Origin of the sequence: Flavobacterium sp. FlaQc-48 (genome assembly GCF_044007335.1) — a bacterium.
Lineage (GTDB): Bacteria > Bacteroidota > Bacteroidia > Flavobacteriales > Flavobacteriaceae > Flavobacterium.
Map to the genome: position 1 here is coordinate 503,068 of NZ_JBIPCR010000002.1, position 21,588 is coordinate 524,655.

Genomic DNA, 21,588 nt, shown 5'->3' on the forward strand with positions numbered 1-21,588 from the left:
TTTTAAAAAAAATATTATGCCTTAATTTTTATATAAATCATCAATCATTTAATCATCAATCAACATGAAAAAATCACTAATTGTTTTAGGTATGGCCCTGGTTATATCTACAAACCTGCCAGCTTCAAACCTAAGTTTACCGGTAAAAAATCAGATTAATGCTCCTCTTTATGCCACATCACCACTGCATTATGCGGTATGCGCCGGAGATATTGAAAGTGTTAAGCAATTTATTAAATACGGGGCCGATGTAAATAAGTTGTCCAGAGACATGTCGCCTTTAATGCTGGCAGCACGTTTTAATAAATTTGAAATCATAAAAGTTTTACTGGAAAACGGGGCTAATCCTTCGATCGAGAATGAAAAAGGTTTTAAAGCGTTAAATTACGCAGAGTATGCAAAAGCAAATGAATCTATTGCTATTTTGAAAAATCTAAAATAAGGCACAACAAAAAAGCATCATTACTTGTAATGATGCTTTTTTATCTCTTAAAGATCTGATTTCGTTATTCCTCTAATTTGGTTTTTAAATTCTCCAGACCTTTTTGGAGATCGTTTCCAATCATTTGATCCATTTTCATCATGGGCAACATAATGTTCATCGGGTAGGGGATAATACCATTAATTCCCCATTTCACTTTAGTCTGATTTCCTGATACAGTTTCGGTAGACATAAACCCGACAGCAGTATCGTCCATTGGCTTTTTGAAGCGAAGGGCAAAATCAATACGCTTTCCTTCTGTTATATTGGTGATTTCCTGTTCGCCAACGCCAACCTCTTTCACATCACTTTCCCAAGCCGATTTAGAACCAACAGTTCCATCAGTTCCTGTATACGTTGATTTCATTTTTGGATCGATATTCGCCCAAACACTAAATTCGTTTTGATTTTTTAAGTATTTCACATAATTAAAAACACTGTCAACCGGTTTATTGATCGTAATCTCTCTTTCGACAGTATAATTTTTAGGCATGAAATACGCAGCTATTAATACAATAGCTACAATTAAGATCAGGACAATCAGAATTTTTTTGATGATTCCCATAAAATGTAGTTTTTAAGGTTATTATTTGTTTTTGCTGATTAATAAAATTGTAATTCGCTTATTATGATGAGTTTATTTGGATAGTAAAGTTAAAAAACTAAAGTATCAATTTAGTCAATCTGAATTTTTTTGATGTTTTTTTTTATTAAAATCCATTTTACTGTAACATTTTTGATTTTATAGCGTCTATTGTAAAGAAGCTTTTAATTGAGATAACATAAATTTTAAGTTTAGCCGACATTTATTAATCGAATGTTAAGAATTAGTTAAAACATGGTACTTTGTTATACATAATACATCAAATAGCAGTACATTTACAAAGAATTTAAAAATCATCATTAATCAATCAACAATTAACAATCAATCATTATGAAAAATTCAATCATTTATTTAGGAGTTGCTTTAGTTGCATTTGCAAATGTTTCAACAGCATCAAATCAAAAATCATTTGTACAACCACAAATGGAAGTAGCATACGACTTTACAAGCCCGCTTACAGTAGCAGTTAGTAAAGGAGATATTGACTTTGTAAAAAAATTAATAGAATACGGAGCAGATGTAAACGAGATCTCTGAAGATTTATCACCTTTAATGATTGCAGCCCGTTATAACAAAGTGGATATTTTAAAAGTTTTACTGGCAAATGGAGCAAATCCATCTTCTAAAAATGAAAAAGGCTTTACAGCTCTTAAATATGCGCAATTATCGAATGCCACTGAAGCTATTGCCATTTTAAAAGAGTTGAAATAAGATTTGAAATCAAGTTTTTGAGTTAGTATATGAAACGACCTTCTTTGAGCAGCAGGTCGTTTTTCATTTTATATTTTTAAACTTAATCAGTTTCAAAATAAGTAAGAAACTACTTTTATATAAAGATCAGCTGATCCTGCATGGGAAATAAAATATAGTGCTTTTTTGGAGCAGCAAGTTTTGATCTGAGTTTTATGGGTAAGAGTATTAAATCAAAAAGATTTACTGCTGGTTTAACAGAGTCTGTTCTTTATTGTAAATGAAAAAAAGAAAGGCTGGTACAACAGGATAATTTTAAGGGTTAGAAATCAATCTTCTGAATTTGTTTGTCCTGAATTTTAGAAAATAAAATCAAACCCACAATCGCTCCAATCGTTGCAAATAGCATATCTGATTGCGTATCCCAAACATAGCCCTGTGTTCCTAAGAATGCATCTCCGCCATCTCCGGTTGCTAAGGAAACAAACCATTCAATAAATTCATAAGTTGCACTAATCGCTAAACAAATACTAACGATTATAAAGTTAAAAAAACTTTGATTGTTAATTACTTTCTTACGAATAAACAATTCCCTAATGATCATTGCCGGAACTAAGCCTTGTGCAAAATGGCCTACTTTATCATAGTTATTTCGGCTTTGATGAAACAATTCTTTGATATAATCAAAAAATGGAACCTCAGCATACGTATAATGACCACCAATAAACAAAATAATACAGTGAACTAAGATCAGGGTGTAGGTGAAATTGGTAAATCGGAATTTTTTAAAGGTAAAAGCTAAGATAACGACCCCAATAATAGCCGGAATAATTTCGAGAAAACAAGTGAATCCTTCTTTTGGGTTTATCACGGATGCAAGTAAAGAAATTGAAAAAAGGGTCAGTAAAAAATAGATGTATTTCATGAAGATATTTACTTTTTAAGAATGTTATGCAAGATATAAAACTATTATTAGTATTATTAAAAAAAGCACCATTATTGGATAATGATGCTTTTTTCGTTAAAACCTAATCAAATTAATTTAACCAATTAATCTATTTTAAATATCGTTATTCAATTGGAACATCTTTTTTACGGTTGAAAACCCAGAAGATAATTGGGAAAACCAAAAGAGTTAAAATAGTTGCTGTAATCAATCCTCCAATAATAACAATCGCCAATGGTTTTTGTGATTCTGAACCAATTCCGGTAGAAATTGCGGCCGGCATTAAACCAATTGACGCCATAAGCGCTGTCATTACTACCGCTCTTGTTCTGGCTTTTACACCCATAAAAATAGATTCTTCGAGTGTGAATTTTGCTTTTAAATTATGATGGAATTCGGATATAAGAATCACTCCATTTTGTATACAAATTCCCAGTAAGGCAATAAATCCAACTCCTGCCGAGATTCCAAAATTCATTCGGGTCAGATGCAAAGCAATAATCCCTCCAATAATTGCAAACGGAACATTGGCTAAAACCAATAATGAATCTTTGATGTTTCCAAATAAAATAAATAGCAGGACAAATATCCCGATCAAGCTTATAGGCACAACCTGAGCCAGGCGGGCACTGGCACGAACCTGATTTTCAAATTCCCCTGTCCATCCTACGGTATACCCTGTCGGCATTTTCATTTTGGCTACTTTTGCCTGAGCTTCTGCTATGGTACTGCCTAAGTCACGATCACGAACAGAGAATTTTACCCCAATAAAACGTTTTGTGTTATCCCTGTAAATGAAGGCCGGACCAGTAATGGTTTTTAAGTCACTAATTTCTTTTAATGGAATTTTAATTCCGCTTATGGTTGGAACTTTTAATTCGGCTATATCATTTTCATCTTTTCGGTATTCTTTTGAAAAACGAACTCTGACATCAAATTTTTTGTCGTCTTCGTATTTTTGAGTTGCTGTTTTTCCGCCAAAAGCCAATTCTAAAACAGCCTGAGCATCACTTAATGTTACTCCGTAAGCGGCCATTTTATCTCTGTCTAAAACAACACTTATCTCAGGCTGTCCTACATTTCGTAGTATCCCAACATCTTTTATACCCGGAATGTTTTTAATCTGTGCTAAAACCTCATTAGATAATTCGTCTAATTTATCAAGATCATCGCCATAGATTTTAACAGCATTTGAGGCTTTAAAACCTGCAACAGATTCTGCTACGTTATCAATTACAGGCTGAGAATAATTATACGTAATTCCCTGATGAACTTTTAGTTTTTCATCCATTTGATTGATTAAGTCGTCCATCGTAATTTTTCGCTTCCATTCTGATTTTGGTTTTAGATCGACCTGAAGTTGTATAAATCCAAAACCATTTGGATCGGTACCATCATTACTTCGTCCGGTTTGCGATAAAACATTTTTTACTTCAGGAAAACTTTCGAGATCTTTTCTAATTATCGCTGCGGTTTTTACACTTTCCGGTAATGATGTACTCATTGGCAACTCAGCCGTTACCCATAAAGCACCTTCGTTTAATTGCGGTAAAAACTCTGTCCCCAAAAAGGTGGCCGAAAAGAAAACTACTGCCAGAAGTGAGATTGAACCAACAAGTGTTTGTATTTTATGTTTAAAAGTCCATGCAAAACTTTTGCTTACTATTCTGTCCCAGAAATTAACAAAAGGATTGTTTTTTTCTTTTACGTTTTTATTTAATAGAATGTGTGATAATACAGGAACTAATGTCAAGGTAAAAAGCAAGGCTCCCATTAAAGCAAAACCTAAAGTATAGGCGAGGGGAGAGAACATTTTTCCTTCGACTTTCTGAAAGGAGAATATTGGCAATAAAGCCGTAATAATGATTAATTTAGAGAAGAAAATAGCTTTACCCATTTCGGCTCCTGTTTTCTTAATCAGACTACCTTTTGCTATTTTATTGTATGCTGTCATACCCAGTTGATGTGCCCTGTGATCTAAGACCACAAACAACCCTTCGACCATAACTACAGCACCATCTATAATAATCCCGAAATCGACCGCGCCTAAACTCAGTAAGTTGGCACTCATTCCCATCATCTTTAAACATAAAAAGGCAAATAACAGGGAGAGCGGGATAACAATCGAAACTGTAAAAGTAGTCCTCCAGTCGGCCATGAAAAGAAATACAACACAGGTAACGAGAATAATTCCTTCAAAGAGGTTGTGCATTACCGTTTCTGTCGTAAAATTCATTAGATTATCACGATCATAAAAGGTTTCTAATTTGATATCCTTTGGAAGGACATTATCATTCAGGTCTTTTATTTTTGCTTTAATCAACGCCAGTGTTTCCTGAGGGTTTTCGCCTTTTCGCATTACGATAATCCCCTCAACAACATCATCATTCTTAGCTAAACCGGTTTGCCCGACTCTTGGCATAGCACTTTCGTAAACCGTAGCTAAATTTTTGACCAATATTGGATTTCCATTCGCATCGTCAACAATAATATTCTCAATATCCTGAATAGATTTTAGAAGTCCAACTCCACGAACCACAAAAGCCTGTCCATTTTTTTCTATAATATCACCACCAACATTTAAGTTTCCTCCATTTACAGCATTATAAACCTGAAGCGGTGTAATGTTGTATTTGGCCAATTTTATAGGATCAACACCCACTTCATAGGTTTTGGTTTGCCCTCCAAAAACATTTAAATCGGCCACACCAGGAACGGAACGAAGTTGTTTGTCGATTACCCAGTTTTGATAGGTTAACAATTCCCTGCTATCTCTGCTATTGCTTTTTACGATATATCTGAAAATTTCACCAGTAGGTCCATAAGGAGGCTGAACATCCGGTTCGACATCATCAGGGAGCGAGACGTTTTTTAATAAGTTATTGACTTGCAATCGTGCAAAAGTATCATCGACTCCATCATCAAAAATGATTTTGATAACCGATAAACCAAACATGGTAATACTACGAACACTGGTTTTTTTCTGTACCGAGTTCATGGAGATCTCAATAGGCGAGGTTACAAAACGTTCTACTTCTTCAGCACTTTTCCCATTCCACTGTGTAATAATAATAATTTGGGTATTTGTTACATCCGGAAAAGCATCGATTGGCATATTTTTGAAAGAAATGAATCCTGCAACAGCCAATATTCCTACCCAGAAAAAGGTAAATGCTTTGTTCTTAAGGGAAAAAGCAATAATGTTTCTTATGAATTTGTTCATTTTAAAAAGTATTTTAAATGATGAATTTTTATTTTTAAATTATAATGCTTTCATTTTAAGCATAAATATTTTGTTTACGTATTATGCCTTAAAATTCAGTATGAAAACGTATGGCTAAAAACTGAACAGGTCCCCTGTCTTTATTGTAGGCCGGATTCATAGCAAACTGATAATCTGGTGAAAGTGTAATTTTTGTATCAGGAACGTGAAAGGAATAAAAAACTTCTACGATTTGTTCTATTCCGTAGTTTAAAGTACCATCACCGATCATGAATCCATCTCCGCCAAGTTTTTGATATTCTTTATGAGGATTCGATAAGCCATTAGCTACTACAGCGACACCTGCAAAATCATCTTTTCGGTCCCACATTTTTCCTTTTAGATTAATACCTAATTGTGCCGATCTGTCAATCTCTGTAAATGCCCAGGTTTCATTTTTACCGTCGTTGTAACTCATTCTGGCAAAAAGTCCCCAGTTATCACCATGTGTATAATCCATATTTAAACCAACTCCGTATTTAGTACGACCATTTTGCCGGGTACTTTTGATATCCGGAATTGTTACAAAATCTGAATTCGCTTCGTCGTAATTTCCCATTCCCGCAACATTTCGAAATCCTAATAATTTTATGTTGCCAGTATCCTTGTTTTCAAAAACTATTTGCTTCTCAATTTCTACATTTACCGCATTAGAATCTTTAAAACTAAATTCAACGTTTGGTCCATTGGCATAGGTTGGCAGCGCTGTTAATGAAGCTCTTACCTGCCAGGTCTTAAATTGATAATTAGCATATAACCCATCTGTATACCCTCTGGTGTTTGCTGCATAATCCCAGGCTCCATGCGTCATTAATGCCCAATTTAAAAATTGTGTTCTGGGATCATGTGAATAAGCATTATTATCAAAGTAATCAGATAATCCAAATTTTCCAAAAACCAATTGCAGTGACTTATTGTTTTTAAATTGAAATTTTTGCTCTAAAAGCATTCTTGCTACATAAACAACAGGTTTAGCATCTCCAATTCTAAAGGTTTCGCCATTTGGAAATCCGCCTAATCCTCTGGCTTGAGATAAGCCTTCTCCTCCTGACATTTCGGGATTAAAAGTGGCGGTAGCACCTTTCCAGAGCGGAACATCCAAATATAAAGTAGACGTTAAGGATAAAGCACCTTCGTCTTCAGGATGCATACTGTTTGTTCCTGAATAGTCAGCATGAAAAGCGGGGTGATATTGATATATAGACGTCATTTGAAATTTCAGACTATATTTTCGTATCGAATCTGTTTCTTGTGAAAATGAAAACGTTGAAATAAACAACGTCGCAAAACTCAATATGTTTACAGATTTTCCCATTTTATTACTCGTTTAAAGCGCGATAAATAAACAGCTGATTATTGGTAATGACTTTTTCGTTATCTTTTAATCCCTTTGAAATATAAGTAACATCTCCAACCACTCTGTAAACATCTACTTGTCTGGTTTCAATGTTATTACGATCCTTAAAGATCATGACAAAGTTTTTACTTTTGTCAAAGACAATTGCTTTACTGGGTACGGCTATCATCGTTTCGCCTTCACTGTAAGATAGCTTTATATTGGCATTCATGTCAGGCTTTAACATATAACCCGGATTCTGCAATTTTATACGGGCTTGCATAGCTTTTGTTTCAGGATCAATAACATTAAATATTTTATCGACTTTTCCCTTAAAAACTTTATCAGGATAACTTAGTGTCGTGACATCAGCGTCAATACCTAATTTTACTTTATTAATATCAATTTCATTAATGTTGGCCAATGCCCAAACTTCGCTGATTTCGGCAATATCAAAAATATTCTCAGAACGATCGTTTCGTAAAAGCATATCCTGATTGATGCTTTTTTGAATGATAAAACCACTAATTGGTGCCGTTACTTCATAAATTGAACCTGCCTTTATATTATAAATTTTGTAGGTTTCCTGAACTTTACTTAATTGGGATTGCGCTTTATTTACTTCGGATTTTGCCTGAAGCACATCACTTTCAGAATTTAATTTTCCGTCAAATAGTTCCTGGGCCACTTTTAAATGATTTTTTGCTACCAGTAAATCATTTTTAGCATCGATGGATTGCTTTTCAAAATCAGCAATATCCGTACTTTTTATCGTAGCCAAAACTTGTCCTTTTCGTACATAATCCCCAAGTTCAACATTTACTTTGATTACATTTCCTCCCACAAGCGGATAAACGTCAATCATTTTGTTATTATCGGCTGTAATTTTTCCATAAAAGCTAAGTACATTTTTGACAGGTTGCGTTTTTGCTTCTGCTGTAGTAGTGGTTTTTAACATCGCATCACTTAAAACAAAAGAAGTATTGGTTTGAGGGTTTTCAACTTCTTTTTTGCAGCTTGCGAATGATAGACTCACGAGAGCAATTCCTATAATTAGTTTATATTTCATTTTATTTAGTTTTAGAATAAGTCTTTGTTGATGGTACTATTTAATTCTTCGCCTGAAAGCACTACTTTTTTCTTTAATTCATTTACCTGAATAGACGCCTGATTATAACTTTCCATAAAATCAGTAAATTCTAATAAACTGATATTTCTTTTTTGAAAGTTGGTTAAGATTCCATTGTAAACGGCTTCAAAGTCTGAATTCACGGTAGGTTTTATGACAACATAGTTTTTACGAGATTCGTCCCATTTGTTCCATGCCGAAGTAATTTCGGTTTGCAATTGAAGTTCGAAATTTTGTTTTTCAATTTTTGATTGTTCTAAAATCGTTTGGGCATACTTAATGTTTCCTTTGTTTTTATTCCAGAGCGGTAAAGGAATTCCAAGGGTTAAATTGGCTTCTTTATTAAATGCTCCGCTTCGCTGATCATAATTTGCACCAACAGTAATGTCCGGAATAGCGAGAGATTTTTGCCATTTTATATTTATCTCGTTTGCCTCAATATCTTTTTGCCTGGCTAAATAATCCGGACGATTGGCAATGGCTTGGTCCTGAAAGTTTTTAAGATCAAACGGAATGGTTTTGGTATATTTATTAAAATCCTCTTTAGAAACATCGGGAACGATATTTTCTGCTGAATTTAATAGTAATTTTAAGTTGGCCTGTTCTTCAATATTTTCATTTACAACTTCCATTCGTTCATTTTTAAAGTTAAGATATAGTGATTGTAAACGCACTACATCCCGCAAAGGAATATTTCCTTTTTGAGCCTGAATAGTATATGAATTGATTAAATCTTCAATATGAACAAGTTGTTTGTCTGTCGTTTCAAGACTTTTTGTGTTGTAATACACCGTAAAAAAACTTTTTCGAAGTTGCAGTTTCAAAGTCCTCAGCAAATCATTGAATTGTAGTTCTGCCAGTTTTTCATTGGTTTGGGCTAATTTTACTTCGTTGCGTTTTTTTCCGCCTAAATAAATTAATTGCTCAACACCAAATGCTTTTTGTCCCTGTTTTCCAATATCAAAATATTGATTCCTTTCCGGATTATAGGCATTTAATTCTGCAGTAAGAGATGGATTATCCCAAATTCTGGCTTGAATTGTGAGTGCTTTCGAAGCATCAATATTATACTGTGATGCCAACAAAAAGAGGTTGTTTTTTAGAAATTGGCTTTCACAGTCCTGAAGGGTAACTGTTTTCTGAGCCAAAACTACCGGACCGAAAAGTACAAGTAGGAATGCACATAGTTTTCTCATTGTATCATTTTTATTTTATACAAATATGCTATCAGCGGACTTTAAGACTCCTTAAAATCTACCTTAAAAATACCTTAAAATAATTTACAAATGAAAAAATAATTGAAATAAATTCGTGTTAATGTTTGGGACACTGTAAGTTATAGTCGCATTATGAAGTGTCAGAATACGCTGAACTATTCGTAATCCAAGGCCAAATCCCGAGGTTCCCTGAGAATTTTCGCCACGCATAAAGGGCTGAAAAAGATTTTTTTGCTCTTCTTCATTTAATGTTTTTCCGGTATTTGAAATCGCGATAATTAAATGATCATCTTGCGCACTTATAATCACTTTAGCTTGTTTGTTATCAGAGTACACGCAAGCATTTTTCAGTACATTACTGATAGCAATTTCTAATAGGTTTTTATTACCTCTGATTTCTAAAGCAGTATCTAAATGATCATTTTCTTCTATTTCAAATAAAATTACAAATTCAGGATAGCTTTTATTTAAACTTTCTATAGAAGAAAATAAAATTTCATCCATACGATGGAGCTCATTTTCCTGATGATTCTTATTATCTATTTTAGATAGAATTAATAGAGAATTTATTAATTCAGTCAATTGATTTACATCTGATAAAATGGCTGTTAAAAAGCTCTTTCGATCATCGCTTGTTTTAGCATCAACAATAACATTTTCTATCTGAGAGGTAATCCTTGACAAAGGAGTTCTAAGTTCATGAGAAGCGTGTGCGGTAAATTCTTTTTGCCTTTGGTAAGAAATCTCAATCCGGTCCATCATAAAATTGAATTCGTTGGCAATCAAATCAATTTCATTATTATTGCTTTTTGATTCTACACGAGTATCGAGATTATTCTCGTTTATTTTTTTTATTTTTTGATGAAAAATATTCAACGGACTCATCAATTTTTTTACCGTAATCGAAGTAATTACCCAGCAAATACAAGTAAATAGTATGTAAGAAACCACTAATGTATATCGTAAAAACAATAATCTGCGCTGTCCAAAATTATCAGTTGCCGATATTAAAGCATAAAAATCACGGTCTTTAGTATCATAAAAAACCCCATAGACTTCATAATTTCCCTGTTGTTTAAAAAAGGTTTTATGCTTTTTTAAATATTTTAGGTCATCAACAGACCATTTAATTTTAGCATCGTCAATACTGCTATAAATAAGTTTGTAATCAGAATCAAAAACCAGTGTTTTTTCATCATAGAGTTTATTAATAGAATTTTGATCAATCATCTTCAAAAGCTGATTGTCGATCTGTTTAACATTCACCAGAAGTTTAATGTTCGAGAGCGCTTTAATTTCAAGACGATCCCTAAATTCATCTTTCCTAAAGTTAGAATATAAAACAAATATCAAAGTAGAAGCCAATCCAAAAAGGATTGTAAATAACAGGCTTACTAAAAGTGATATTCGGTTTTTTAATGTCATTCCTGATGGCTCAGATAATATCCGTAACCAACTTTGGTCCGAATAAGTTTTGTTTCGTGGTCTTTATCTATTTTTTTTCTCAAAAAGTTAATATAAACTTCAATAGTATTTTGATTGGTTTCGATGTGGTAATCCCAAAGTTTATCGGCTATAAATAATTTAGACAGCACTTTTCCTTTGGCATGGGCCAAAATTAAAATCAGTTTAAATTCTTTAGGGGTTAGTTTTATTTCTTCACCTGAGCGAAAAACTTTCATGTCATCTTCCAAAATTTCCAAATCGTGTATCACAATCTTTTTTTCGATTTGTTGCGGAATTTCCTTTCTTCTTAAAAGAGAAGTAATTCTGGCATATAATTCTTCAAAATGAAAGGGCTTCACTAAATAATCATCTGCACCATTATCAAAAGAAACCAGTTTATCTTCAATTTCACTAAAAGCCGTAAGCATGATAATGGGTGTTTTTTTATCAATTTCACGAATACCTTTACAAACTTCGATTCCGTTTATTCCGGGAACATTTATATCCAAAATTATCAAATCATACTCGTACGGGAAATATTTTTTCAACAACAAAGTGCCATCATAGAAAGGGAAACATTCGAATTTTTTTGAAGTAAAGAATGTTGCTATTTCTTTAGATAAAGTAAAATCATCTTCGAGTAAAAGTATTTTCATGCATTTTTTATATTGCAAATTCGGCTATTTTAAAAATAACCGAATTTGCGTTTTAAATCATCTTCTTATTTGAAATAGGAAAAAGTTTCGTTATTTTCAATTTTTAATAAAGATTCATAAATCAATTGTATCACATTTTCGACATCTTCTCTATGAACCATTTCTACTGTGGTATGCATATAACGCAATGGCAATGATATTAATGCCGATGCTACACCACCATTACTGTAAGCAAATGCATCAGTATCTGTTCCTGTTGCTCTTGAAGTTGCATGACGCTGAAACGGAATTTTATTTTCTTCGGCAGTATCAACGATTAAATCACGTAGTTTATTTTGTACTGCAGGCGCATAAGCAATTACAGGGCCTTTTCCCATTTTAAGGTCACCTTCCACCTTTTTATCAATCATAGGAGTAGTTGTATCATGGCATACATCAGTTACAATGGCAACATTGGGCTTGATTGTTTGTGCAATCATTTCAGCACCGCGCAAACCAATTTCTTCCTGAACGGAGTTTACAATATACAAACCAAACGGAAGTGTTTTTTTGTTCTCTTTTAGTAAACGGGCTACTTCGGCAATCATAAAGCCTCCCATTCTGTTATCAATAGCACGGCAAACAAATTTGTTTTCATTCAGAATCATAAATTCGTCAGGGTATGTAATTACACAACCTACATGAACACCCATTGCCTCAACCTGCTCTTTGGTTTCGCAACCCAAATCAATAAAAATATTACTGATTTTTGGTGCTTCTTCCTTATCACGCAAACGGGTATGAATGGCAGGCCAGCCAAAAACACCTTTCACAATCCCTTTTTTTGTATGAATGTGTACTCTTTTTGATGGTGCAATCTGATGATCTGAACCACCGTTTCTGATAACATATAATAAACCATCTTCGGTAATGTAATTTACATACCATGAAATTTCATCGGCATGACCTTCGATGACCACTTTAAAAGGCGCATCAGGATTAATAACCCCAACTGCAGTTCCGTAAGTATCCGTAATAAAAGTATCTACATACGGTTTTAAATAATTCATCCAGAGTTTTTGCCCTTCGCTTTCGTATCCGGTAGGTGAGGCGTTATTAAGATAGCTTTCCAGGAAAGCAATAGAGGTATCTTTTAAGATAGATTCTGTGCTCATAAAAATATTTTTTTGCTAATTTATAAATTTGGTATTAGAGTTGTATATAAATATATAATTTTACACTTAAATTATGATTCAATGAGATTTACCTACTGCATTTTATTCTTTATATTGGTTTCGTTTTCAGGTCAGGCTCAGGTTACGCCAAAGGAAAACCAGCAAATGGGCTATATACTAACCGAACAGGATTCAATTTTAAACGATACTATTGAGCTGCCTGAGATTATTATTTCTAAAGAAAAGCTTGATCCTGAATCTCAGAAGCAATTTATGATTCTTCAAAACAGGGTTTACAAAGTATATCCGTATGCAAAATTAGCTGCAGATCGATTGACAGCTTTAAACCAGGGAATGGCCCGTTTGAAAACCAGTCGCGAAAAGAAAAAATATTTTAAGATAGTAGAAGATTATCTTAATAACGAATTTGAAGAAAGACTTAAAAAACTTTCCAGAAAACAAGGACAGATTTTAGTAAAGTTAATTCACAGGCAAACCGGAATTACAACTTATGAATTGATCCGAACGCTGAAAAGCGGGTTTAAAGCATTTGTTTCCAATACGACAGCGAATTTATTTGATATAAGTTTAAAAACAGAATATAAACCTTATGAGTCTAATGAGGATTATTTGATAGAAACGATACTATTAAGAGCATTTGAATCAGGTCGGTTAGTTAATCAAAAACCGGCTCATCCAGTGAATTATGATGACCTCATGAATCATTGGGAAGAAAAAGCGAAACAGCCAAAAGCAGATAAATAGTACTTGAATTTAAGAATAAAAGAAGGCTTACAAAGTAATTTGTAAGCCTTTTTCCGTGATTTTTTTCTCTGTTACTATGATTTAATTAATTTTGAATGAATTAACTTTCATTTTTATAGTCTTAGTTCTTTATCTATGTCGCGCTAAACCTGCGGTTTTGTTAGATATTTATCCGATAACAGGTGTGAATGTTTTATTTTTAACAAATTAGATATAAATAATATTTGTTGTTTATGGTTTAATTTGTAGGTTTACTCTTTCGCAACCATTTGTTAACCAAAATATTACATTATGAGGAAAAAATTACTTAATTTATTTATGTTATTATTGACCTTTACTTTATGGTCACAGAAGACATCAGAAGGCGATTTTACAATTTCCATAAACGGAAATAAAATCGCTACCACAGCAAACTTTAAGCAACAGTTTAAAGAGAAAAAGGTTACCGGTAAACAAAATCCTAAAACAGAGTATACTTTGTTGCAGTTTACAAAAATACCATCAGTAGAAGAGCAGCAAAAATTAAAATCACAAGGAATAACATTGCTTAGCTATTTATCCAATAATGCTTATTATGCCGCTGTTAATCCGGAGTTTTATAATAAGAGCAGTATTTCAGATAATATCAGGGCATCTGTAACGGTCGATCCTAAATATAAATTAGATCCAATGATTGTTGATAACGCTATTCCTGATTACGCAGCAGACGGAGCTAATGGAATAAAAGTTGTAATTAGTTATTTTAAAGGTGTGGACAACAAGGTTATTGCACAGGATTTAGCATCATTATTTATTAAAAGCAGCAATAATATAGAAGATTTTAACCAATTATATCTTCAGGCCCCTAAAGAAAAACTTGAGGAAATTGCAAAACTCAATTGGGTGCAGAACATTGAATTAGTTCCTGCTCCGGTCGAAAGCGACAATAAACCGGGACTAACTTCACATAAAGCAAATGTTTTAGGATCTGTAATCCCGGGACTAGGCTATGGATTAACCGGAAAAGGAGTAAAAGTAGGGGTTTGGGATGGTAATCTTGAACCACATAAAGATCATACCGGCAGAGTTGTCAATAGGGAATATGAATCAAACTCTTCGCATGGAGATCACGTTTCCGGAACCATTGGAGGAGCGGGTTTACTAGACCCTAAAGCCCGTGGAATGGCTCCTGAAGTACAAATGTACGGCTGGAATTTTAATGTACAATCGAATAATAAATTAGTTTACGAAGAAAGAAGAATATCAGCTGATGAGGATGGCATTGAGATAACATCAAATTCATACGGTGTAAATTTAACTTCCGGATACAATTCCAGACGTTATGATGCAGGAGATGTAGGGGATGATAAAGTTACAGTCGATTACCCTTATCTGCTCAATATATATTCGAACGGAAATGCGCAAACAGCCTATCCTGGCGGTTTTAATACATCAACAAAAAATTCAAAAAATGCATTGCATGTAGCCGCAAATAATCCGGATGATTTAATAAGCAGCTATAGTAGTTTTGGTCCCACAATAGATGGTCGTTTAGTTCCTCAGATTGCCGCAGTGGGTACTAATGTTTATTCATTAGATTATAGTAACTCGTATCAGATAATGAGCGGAACCTCTATGGCCACACCAGGAACTACAGGTACAGTGGCATTGTTGTACGAAAGATATAAAAATATTTACGGAACAAAACCTTTAGCATCTTTAATGAAAGCTTTAGTGACCAATACAGCCAAAGATGCTGGTAATCCGGGTCCTGATTATAAATACGGATTTGGTAACTTAAATGGTTTAAGAGCGGTTAAAGCATTAGATAACAAATTATTTTATACCGCAACAGTTGCTAATGGAGCCACTTACGAAAAGGATATTGTAGTTCCGGCAGGATTGGTGACGCTAAAAGTAATGCTTGCATATTCTGATTTACAAGGAACACCTGGCGCAACTTCAGTTCAGATAAATGATTTAGATATTAAAATTGTAAAAGATGGCATCACTACTTTACCATGGGTTTTAAATCCAACAACTCCAAATTCAAATGCTTCAAGAGGGGTTGACAATATGAATAATATCGAACAGGTAACTTTGGACAATCCTTCACCAGGAACATATAAAATTATTGTTACAGGTTCAAGAGTTCCGCTGGGTACTCAGGAGTTTTCTGTAGTATATGATTTTGTAGCCCCGGAATTAATTCTTACTTATCCGGTGGGTGGAGAAAAATTCGACACAGATAATACGGAGTATATTCGTTGGGATTATGAAGGAGAAGAAAAAATATTTACAATTGAATATTCAACGGATGGCGGAATAACTTATCAGTTGATAGCCAAAGACGTTCCATCTGCTGCGAGAAATTTTGCATGGAAAGCACCAGTAGGCACTGTTGCCAATGCAAAAATAAGAGTTAGCGCGGGAACAAAAGTAGATACTTCAAAAGAAGTATTTAATATTATTGCAGAGCCTAAAAATTTGGTTATCGCGCCGTCAGTATGTGGTACATCTTCTTATAAAATGGATTGGGATGCAATAGCAGGTGCAAAATACGAGGTTTTAAAAATGAACGGTTATAAGTTTGATGTGGTGGCAACAGTAACAGATCCTACTTATACTTTTACAAATCTTACACCTGGAGATGATAATTGGTTTTCAGTGCGGACTGTAGACATTGCAACTGGAATTGTTTCTGAAAGGGTTAGAGCTGTAAACGTAGAACCAGTTTCTCAGCCAGTTCTTAGTGCAATAAATTTACCTTTCACAGAAAACTTTAATACCAGAAAAGCAAGTAATTATGTATTTACTGAAGGCGTAACAGGAACGGTAAAATACGAATATATAGATCCAACTTTATTAGATGGGGCAAAAATGTCAGGATCTGGTGATGCACCATCGGCTCCCTGGGTAGCAAGTACAATAGCGAATGCTTTTACAAATAATCCAAATTTTATTCAAAAAGTTTCTTTTTGCGATATAGACGCCACAAGTCTTGCAGGGAAAGCACTTAGACTTAAATTTAATTTACTTTGGAGTAATGTTGGACCAGTAAACAAAAACTTTTTTAGGCTTACTGTAAATGGCACTCCGGTAAATAGTTTTGAAAATGTAGGCGTTTATGGAGGTACTGCTTTAACTGGTGATACAGAACTGGTATACGATTTATCTGCTTATGCGGGAACTACATTTAGTCTCGCTTTTGAATCGGCTATCGATAATGATGTTATAGTAGTGAGTGGTGATAACGTGTACAACTCCGTATTCATTGATAATGTTTTACTTTTTGAAGCTACAGCTACGGATCTTGCATTATCTTCATTTACACCTAATGCAGGTCTTACAGCTGCTGAAACAGTACAAGTAAAAGTGTACAACCACTCTCCTGTTGCAGTAAGTAACATTCCCGTTTCTTATAAAATAAACAGTGAAGCTGAAGTGGTTGAAATTATTCCAGGACCTGTAGCGCCTCTTAGTGAAGTATCTTACAATTTTGTGCAAAAAGCAGATTTTTCAGCTCCAAATGTATATACTGTAATTGGAAACGTAAACTATACAGGTGATGCTGTCGCTGCAAATAATACAATTCAAAAACTAGTTACCAATGTCGGAACAGACATTCTTATAGGGTCACTAGCTACCGTAACTACTTGTTCAGCAGTATTTACAGATGGCGGAACTCGCTATGCCAATTATGGAGATCAGCTTACGCAAACCATAACTTTTAAACCAGAAACGATAGGCAACAGTATTAATGTGAATTTTACTGATTTTGACCTTGAGCAGGATTATGATTTTATATATATTTATAACGGACCAAACACTTCTTCTCCGTTATTAGGTACTTTTACAGGAGGTAATTTACCGCCATCATTAACATCTACAGCTACTGGTGGAGAGCTGACTTTCAGATTTATTTCAGATCAAACTGAAAATGGCAGAGGATGGATTGCAGATATTACTTGTGTTGCAAAACCACTTGTAAACGATGCGGCAATTGTTTCTATCGTAACGCCTGAAGTTCTGGGAAAAAAGACAAGTACGAATGATATAACAATCAGAGTTAGTAATCTGGGACCAATTGCTTTAACGAATTACCCTGTGTTTTATCAGGTAAACAGTGGAACTAAAGTTACTGAAACTATTCCTGTAATTGCGCCTGGTGCCACGGTTAGTTTTACTTTTACCACTAAAGCAGATTTATCTGTTGTAGGTAGTACTCCTTACACGATCAAAAGCGGAGTAGATATTGCAGATGATAACGCTGCTAACGATACACGTGAAAAAGTGGTTTACAATCAAAACGATTTGCCTGTTCATACTAATACAAACGGATATGCTATCTCAAAATTAAAATGGAATGATGTTGTTAACAATTCGGGAACTACAGCTTATTCCGATTTTAAAAATGTGAAAATTCCGGTTTATGCTGGTTTTACTTACCAGCCGGAAATATCAATTACTAAATCGGAAACACCAATTACGAGAGATCAATCAGCGTCAGCAGTTGGAGTATTTACAATGATTGTAATCGATTTAAATGGGGATGGTAATTTGACAGATGAATTTTATGCAGGAACCTTTTGGGTAAATACCACACCAACCTCTGCATCACCAGCTATTCCGTCAACGACAGGCACACATTATTTCAGAAACAATGCTACTTTAGTAGGAGGGGTAACTATTCCTTCAGGTACAGTTGCGGGTGAAAAGTTAATGCGTGTTATACACATGTTCCGTTCACCATCGGAATATTACAACGTTAATCTCGGGCCAACTTTTGACGGATTAACCAGTTCTAGAAATGATTTTGAAGTAGAAGAATATACTATTAATGTACTACCATTCACAGCTGCTGATGCGAGTGTAGAAAGAATAGTAGCGCCTATTAAACCAGGTAATGCACCGGTATCGGTTACTGCTATAATTCGTAATTTTTCAAATTCAGCAATTTCGAATTTTCCGATAGCTTATAAGATTAATGGAGGAGCAGAAGTAGTTGAAAACGTTACAACCCCAATTGGCGCAGTTGCAACAGCTAATTTTACATTTACTACAAAAGCTGATCTTGGAAATCCCGGAAATTACACAATTGAGGTGTATACAAAATTGCCCGGAGACACAGATCCTGCAAATGATACTAAATCAGTAACACTTTCGCACGCTGCAAATTATGTTACAAATGTCACAGGAACTTTTGACGGAATAAACGATTTTATTAAAACAGATGCTACACCAGCTCTTAATATTACCAATAATTATACTTACGAACTTTGGGTCAATCAAAATAAACCATCAATTTTCGGAAGGCTTTTAGAGAAAGGTTCAGTATTGGCTTTTATACATAACAATAGCAGCTTGTCTATTTACAAAGAGAATAGTTTAGTAATTTCAATTACAACGCCTACAGGCTCTTATGTAATTAATACAGGATTAAATTCTATCAGGCAAAATACATGGCATCATATCGCTTACACTGTAAGTGCTGCAAATGTATATACGGTTTATATTGATGGAGTTTCGGTTCCTTTTACAAGTACAGGAACTGCCAATGCAGCTTCTTCAAATGCAGCAGCAGCAGCCTATATCGGTAATAACGCAGGTTTGGCCCGTGGTTTAATTGGTAATATAGACGAAGTTCGTATATGGTCAGGAGTTCGAAATCAGGCAACAATTGAAACAAACGCAATGACAAAATATATTGGAAATGAACCAGGTTTACTGGCTTATTATTCTTTTTCAGAAGGAGACAAACCGTTTGTTTTTGACAGTACGATAAGCGATAATACAGCTGTAGTGACAAATGCAGACACTGATGGTGTAGGAGTTGGTAAGTTCTGGAATGTACCGGTATTGTTGCAAAAAATAGAATTTGTAAATCAATTATCCTCATCTTATGATGCTGCAACCAAAACATATTCGATATTATTAAATGACGGAGCTGATATAACGAATGCAATTGCTAATTATTCATTAGGAATGAAGAGTATTGTAAAAATAAACAATGTCACACAGGTTAACGGAGTAACGGCAAACGATTACACAAATCCTGTTACAGTAGTAATAGAGGGCGTTGGTTTTAATACTGGAATCTCAGAGACTTATACAGTTAAAGTAATCACAGGTCTAAGTAATGAAAGCAAATTACTTTCTTATGATTTTAAAACAGCTTCAAATCCCGGACTATTACAAGAGATTAATACAGATATTGTCGGGAATAATGCGAGTAAAACCGTTCCATTTGGTTATAACGTTTCAAATTTAATTGCTGATTTTGCCGTTTCCCCGGGAGCTGAACTTTATGTGAACGGAGCAAAACAATTGAACTCAAAAGTACTGGCTTCAGATTATACCAATAGTTTTTTCGTAACCGTACTTTCAGAAAACAAGCTTTCTCAAACGAATTACAACGTTACAATCAATGCTAAAAATTCAGAAGCAAATATCTTAAATTATTCAGTTGCAAATCAAGTAGGAGTAAGTGTTATAGATCCAACGTTAAAAACGGTAAAAGTTTTAGTGAATAATAATGCCAATTTAAGCGCCTTAGTTCCTACTGTTCAGTTATCTGATTTTGCTACTTTGCGTATTGGTACTTACATTCAGAACAGCGGGGTCACAACATTAAATTACACAGCACCTGTAATATACAATGTGCTTGCCCAAAATGGAACTATAGAAAATTGGACGCTTACAATCGAAGCTGCCAAACCAACTATTACCCTTTTAGGAGATGCTGTAGTTTCAATTGATAAAGGTTGTGTATATACAGAACCAGGTTATACAGCTGCAGATAATTTAAATACAGACCTTACTTCTGCAGTTGTGGTATCAGGTAATGTTGATGTAAATACAACAGGACAATATATACTAAGTTATACAGTTAAAGATGCCTTGCAAAATCAGACTGTAGTAACCCGTACAATAAACGTATCAGCTACAGATTGTACTTTAGGATTACCTGTCAATACCATAAAAGGTTTTGTATTGTATCCAAACCCGGTTACAGAAGATAAGGTATATATAGAAACAGCATCTGGAAGTACTAAGAATATTTTAATATCAGATATGTCAGGAAAAAAACTGATTTATATTCAGACTGACAAGAATGAATTAAATGTTTCTGGTCTTTCTACTGGAGTTTATATAATAAAGGTAGAACAGGACGGAAACACTGCGATTCAAAAATTAATTATTAGATAATGACTTTTTGTTAATTATCAGAAAGGATTACTATAGTAATTAGCTGTTTGGTTTATCTTATAGGCTAATTATTAAATACAACACCAACCCGACAGTTTTCCAAAACCTGTCGGGTTTGTTTTTGTTACCTATATATAGGATCACTTTTTGTCTGGCTGAGTGAGTTTGAGATTTTGGCCTTTGATTTAGGAGCTTAATCCCGCTATGCGTTGCAATCTTTTGTACCGAACCCCGGTACAAAAGGATTTTCACTACTATCGGGGCTAGGGGAGTAGTTTTCAGAAGAACATTTGGTATAAATAAGGAGTTAAAATGCTCCAGGAAGCAAAACTTAGAGCCTTTGCGACTTTGCGAGATTAAGAAACAAGTCAAAATGCAGCCTTGCGTTCTTTGCGGAGTACGCCCACAGAATAAAAAACCTGGCGTCTTTGCGGTAAAACCACCCCAAGCCAGTAAATTCTAAGTAAACTCAAAAAAACTTCGAGTTATAAAAATCACCAAACCAGCCACTTATAAAAAAGATTAAAAATACTTTGAAAAAGGTATTGTTTAAGGGAATAAACTAGCTACTTTTGCACCCGCAACAACGATAGACGTTCCCTGAAATACTGACAAGCATTAGGAATCAAAACGAAAAAATATTTTCAAAAAAAGATTTAAAAAAGCTTGTGAGATTTGAAAACAGATGTTACATTTGCACCCCGCAAAACACGG

The 21,588-nt window shown here is 34.3% G+C and carries 13 protein-coding genes; 4 read left to right on the top strand and 9 right to left on the bottom strand.

Annotated features, from left to right (window positions below):
- Positions 1-64 precede the first annotated feature (64 nt).
- Entirely contained in the window at positions 65-442 is a 378-nt protein-coding gene (locus ACHRWY_RS05325; protein WP_395353188.1) for an ankyrin repeat domain-containing protein, read from the top strand.
- A 64-nt stretch (positions 443-506) separates the two neighbouring features.
- On the opposite strand, the gene ACHRWY_RS05330 is transcribed toward ACHRWY_RS05325, so the two are convergent.
- The gene (locus ACHRWY_RS05330; protein WP_395353189.1) at positions 507-1,046 is read right to left on the bottom strand and encodes an SRPBCC family protein; all 540 of its coding nucleotides are present in this window, start codon (positions 1,044-1,046) and stop codon (positions 507-509) included.
- Between the two features lie 369 nt (positions 1,047-1,415).
- Here ACHRWY_RS05330 and ACHRWY_RS05335 point away from each other — a divergent pair, with 369 nt between their 5' ends.
- On the top strand, positions 1,416-1,796 hold the full coding sequence (locus tag ACHRWY_RS05335) for an ankyrin repeat domain-containing protein (protein WP_395353190.1): 381 nt from the start codon (positions 1,416-1,418) through the stop codon (positions 1,794-1,796).
- A 301-nt stretch (positions 1,797-2,097) separates the two neighbouring features.
- On the opposite strand, the gene ACHRWY_RS05340 is transcribed toward ACHRWY_RS05335, so the two are convergent.
- The 8 genes from ACHRWY_RS05340 to ACHRWY_RS05375 all read right to left on the bottom strand — a co-directional run bounded on the left by ACHRWY_RS05340 (position 2,098) and on the right by ACHRWY_RS05375 (position 12,921).
- On the bottom strand, positions 2,098-2,700 hold the full coding sequence (locus tag ACHRWY_RS05340) for a DUF2238 domain-containing protein (RefSeq protein WP_395353191.1): 603 nt from the start codon (positions 2,698-2,700) through the stop codon (positions 2,098-2,100).
- Between the two features lie 145 nt (positions 2,701-2,845).
- Positions 2,846-5,944, bottom strand: a complete 3,099-nt coding sequence (locus tag ACHRWY_RS05345) for an efflux RND transporter permease subunit (protein ID WP_395353192.1) — start codon at positions 5,942-5,944, stop codon at positions 2,846-2,848.
- An 88-nt stretch (positions 5,945-6,032) separates the two neighbouring features.
- Complete coding sequence (locus tag ACHRWY_RS05350; RefSeq protein ID WP_395353193.1) at positions 6,033-7,298, bottom strand: carbohydrate porin; 1,266 nt, start codon at positions 7,296-7,298, stop codon at positions 6,033-6,035.
- 4 nt (positions 7,299-7,302) lie between these two features.
- Entirely contained in the window at positions 7,303-8,388 is a 1,086-nt protein-coding gene (locus ACHRWY_RS05355) for an efflux RND transporter periplasmic adaptor subunit (protein WP_395353194.1), read from the bottom strand.
- 11 nt (positions 8,389-8,399) lie between these two features.
- Positions 8,400-9,644: a TolC family protein gene (locus ACHRWY_RS05360; protein WP_395353195.1), complete on the bottom strand. Its 1,245-nt coding sequence runs from the start codon at positions 9,642-9,644 to the stop codon at positions 8,400-8,402.
- Between the two features lie 84 nt (positions 9,645-9,728).
- Entirely contained in the window at positions 9,729-11,090 is a 1,362-nt protein-coding gene (locus tag ACHRWY_RS05365; RefSeq protein ID WP_395353196.1) for an ATP-binding protein, read from the bottom strand.
- On the bottom strand, positions 11,087-11,767 hold the full coding sequence (locus ACHRWY_RS05370; RefSeq protein WP_395353197.1) for a response regulator transcription factor: 681 nt from the start codon (positions 11,765-11,767) through the stop codon (positions 11,087-11,089). The genes ACHRWY_RS05365 and ACHRWY_RS05370 overlap by 4 nt, the downstream gene beginning before the upstream one ends.
- A 65-nt stretch (positions 11,768-11,832) precedes the next feature.
- Positions 11,833-12,921: a M42 family metallopeptidase gene (locus ACHRWY_RS05375; RefSeq protein WP_395353198.1), complete on the bottom strand. Its 1,089-nt coding sequence runs from the start codon at positions 12,919-12,921 to the stop codon at positions 11,833-11,835.
- Positions 12,922-13,002: 81 nt separating this feature from the next.
- Here ACHRWY_RS05375 and ACHRWY_RS05380 point away from each other — a divergent pair, with 81 nt between their 5' ends.
- Both ACHRWY_RS05380 and ACHRWY_RS05385 read left to right on the top strand, forming a co-directional pair.
- Entirely contained in the window at positions 13,003-13,686 is a 684-nt protein-coding gene (locus ACHRWY_RS05380) for a DUF4294 domain-containing protein (protein ID WP_395353199.1), read from the top strand.
- A 291-nt stretch (positions 13,687-13,977) separates the two neighbouring features.
- Positions 13,978-20,874 carry a S8 family serine peptidase gene (locus ACHRWY_RS05385; RefSeq protein WP_395353200.1) on the top strand — a complete coding sequence of 2,299 codons (6,897 nt, stop codon included), beginning with the start codon at positions 13,978-13,980 and terminating at the stop codon, positions 20,872-20,874.
- The last annotated feature ends 714 nt before the right edge of the window (positions 20,875-21,588 follow it).

Coding starts and splice junctions, on each gene's coding strand:
- ACHRWY_RS05325 (WP_395353188.1), top strand. CDS start 65: ATGAAAAAATCACTAATTGTTTTAGGTATGGCCCTGGTTATATCTACA.
- ACHRWY_RS05330 (WP_395353189.1), bottom strand. CDS start 1,046: ATGGGAATCATCAAAAAAATTCTGATTGTCCTGATCTTAATTGTAGCT.
- ACHRWY_RS05335 (WP_395353190.1), top strand. CDS start 1,416: ATGAAAAATTCAATCATTTATTTAGGAGTTGCTTTAGTTGCATTTGCA.
- ACHRWY_RS05340 (WP_395353191.1), bottom strand. CDS start 2,700: ATGAAATACATCTATTTTTTACTGACCCTTTTTTCAATTTCTTTACTT.
- ACHRWY_RS05345 (WP_395353192.1), bottom strand. CDS start 5,944: ATGAACAAATTCATAAGAAACATTATTGCTTTTTCCCTTAAGAACAAA.
- ACHRWY_RS05350 (WP_395353193.1), bottom strand. CDS start 7,298: ATGGGAAAATCTGTAAACATATTGAGTTTTGCGACGTTGTTTATTTCA.
- ACHRWY_RS05355 (WP_395353194.1), bottom strand. CDS start 8,388: ATGAAATATAAACTAATTATAGGAATTGCTCTCGTGAGTCTATCATTC.
- ACHRWY_RS05360 (WP_395353195.1), bottom strand. CDS start 9,644: ATGAGAAAACTATGTGCATTCCTACTTGTACTTTTCGGTCCGGTAGTT.
- ACHRWY_RS05365 (WP_395353196.1), bottom strand. CDS start 11,090: ATGACATTAAAAAACCGAATATCACTTTTAGTAAGCCTGTTATTTACA.
- ACHRWY_RS05370 (WP_395353197.1), bottom strand. CDS start 11,767: ATGAAAATACTTTTACTCGAAGATGATTTTACTTTATCTAAAGAAATA.
- ACHRWY_RS05375 (WP_395353198.1), bottom strand. CDS start 12,921: ATGAGCACAGAATCTATCTTAAAAGATACCTCTATTGCTTTCCTGGAA.
- ACHRWY_RS05380 (WP_395353199.1), top strand. CDS start 13,003: ATGAGATTTACCTACTGCATTTTATTCTTTATATTGGTTTCGTTTTCA.
- ACHRWY_RS05385 (WP_395353200.1), top strand. CDS start 13,978: ATGAGGAAAAAATTACTTAATTTATTTATGTTATTATTGACCTTTACT.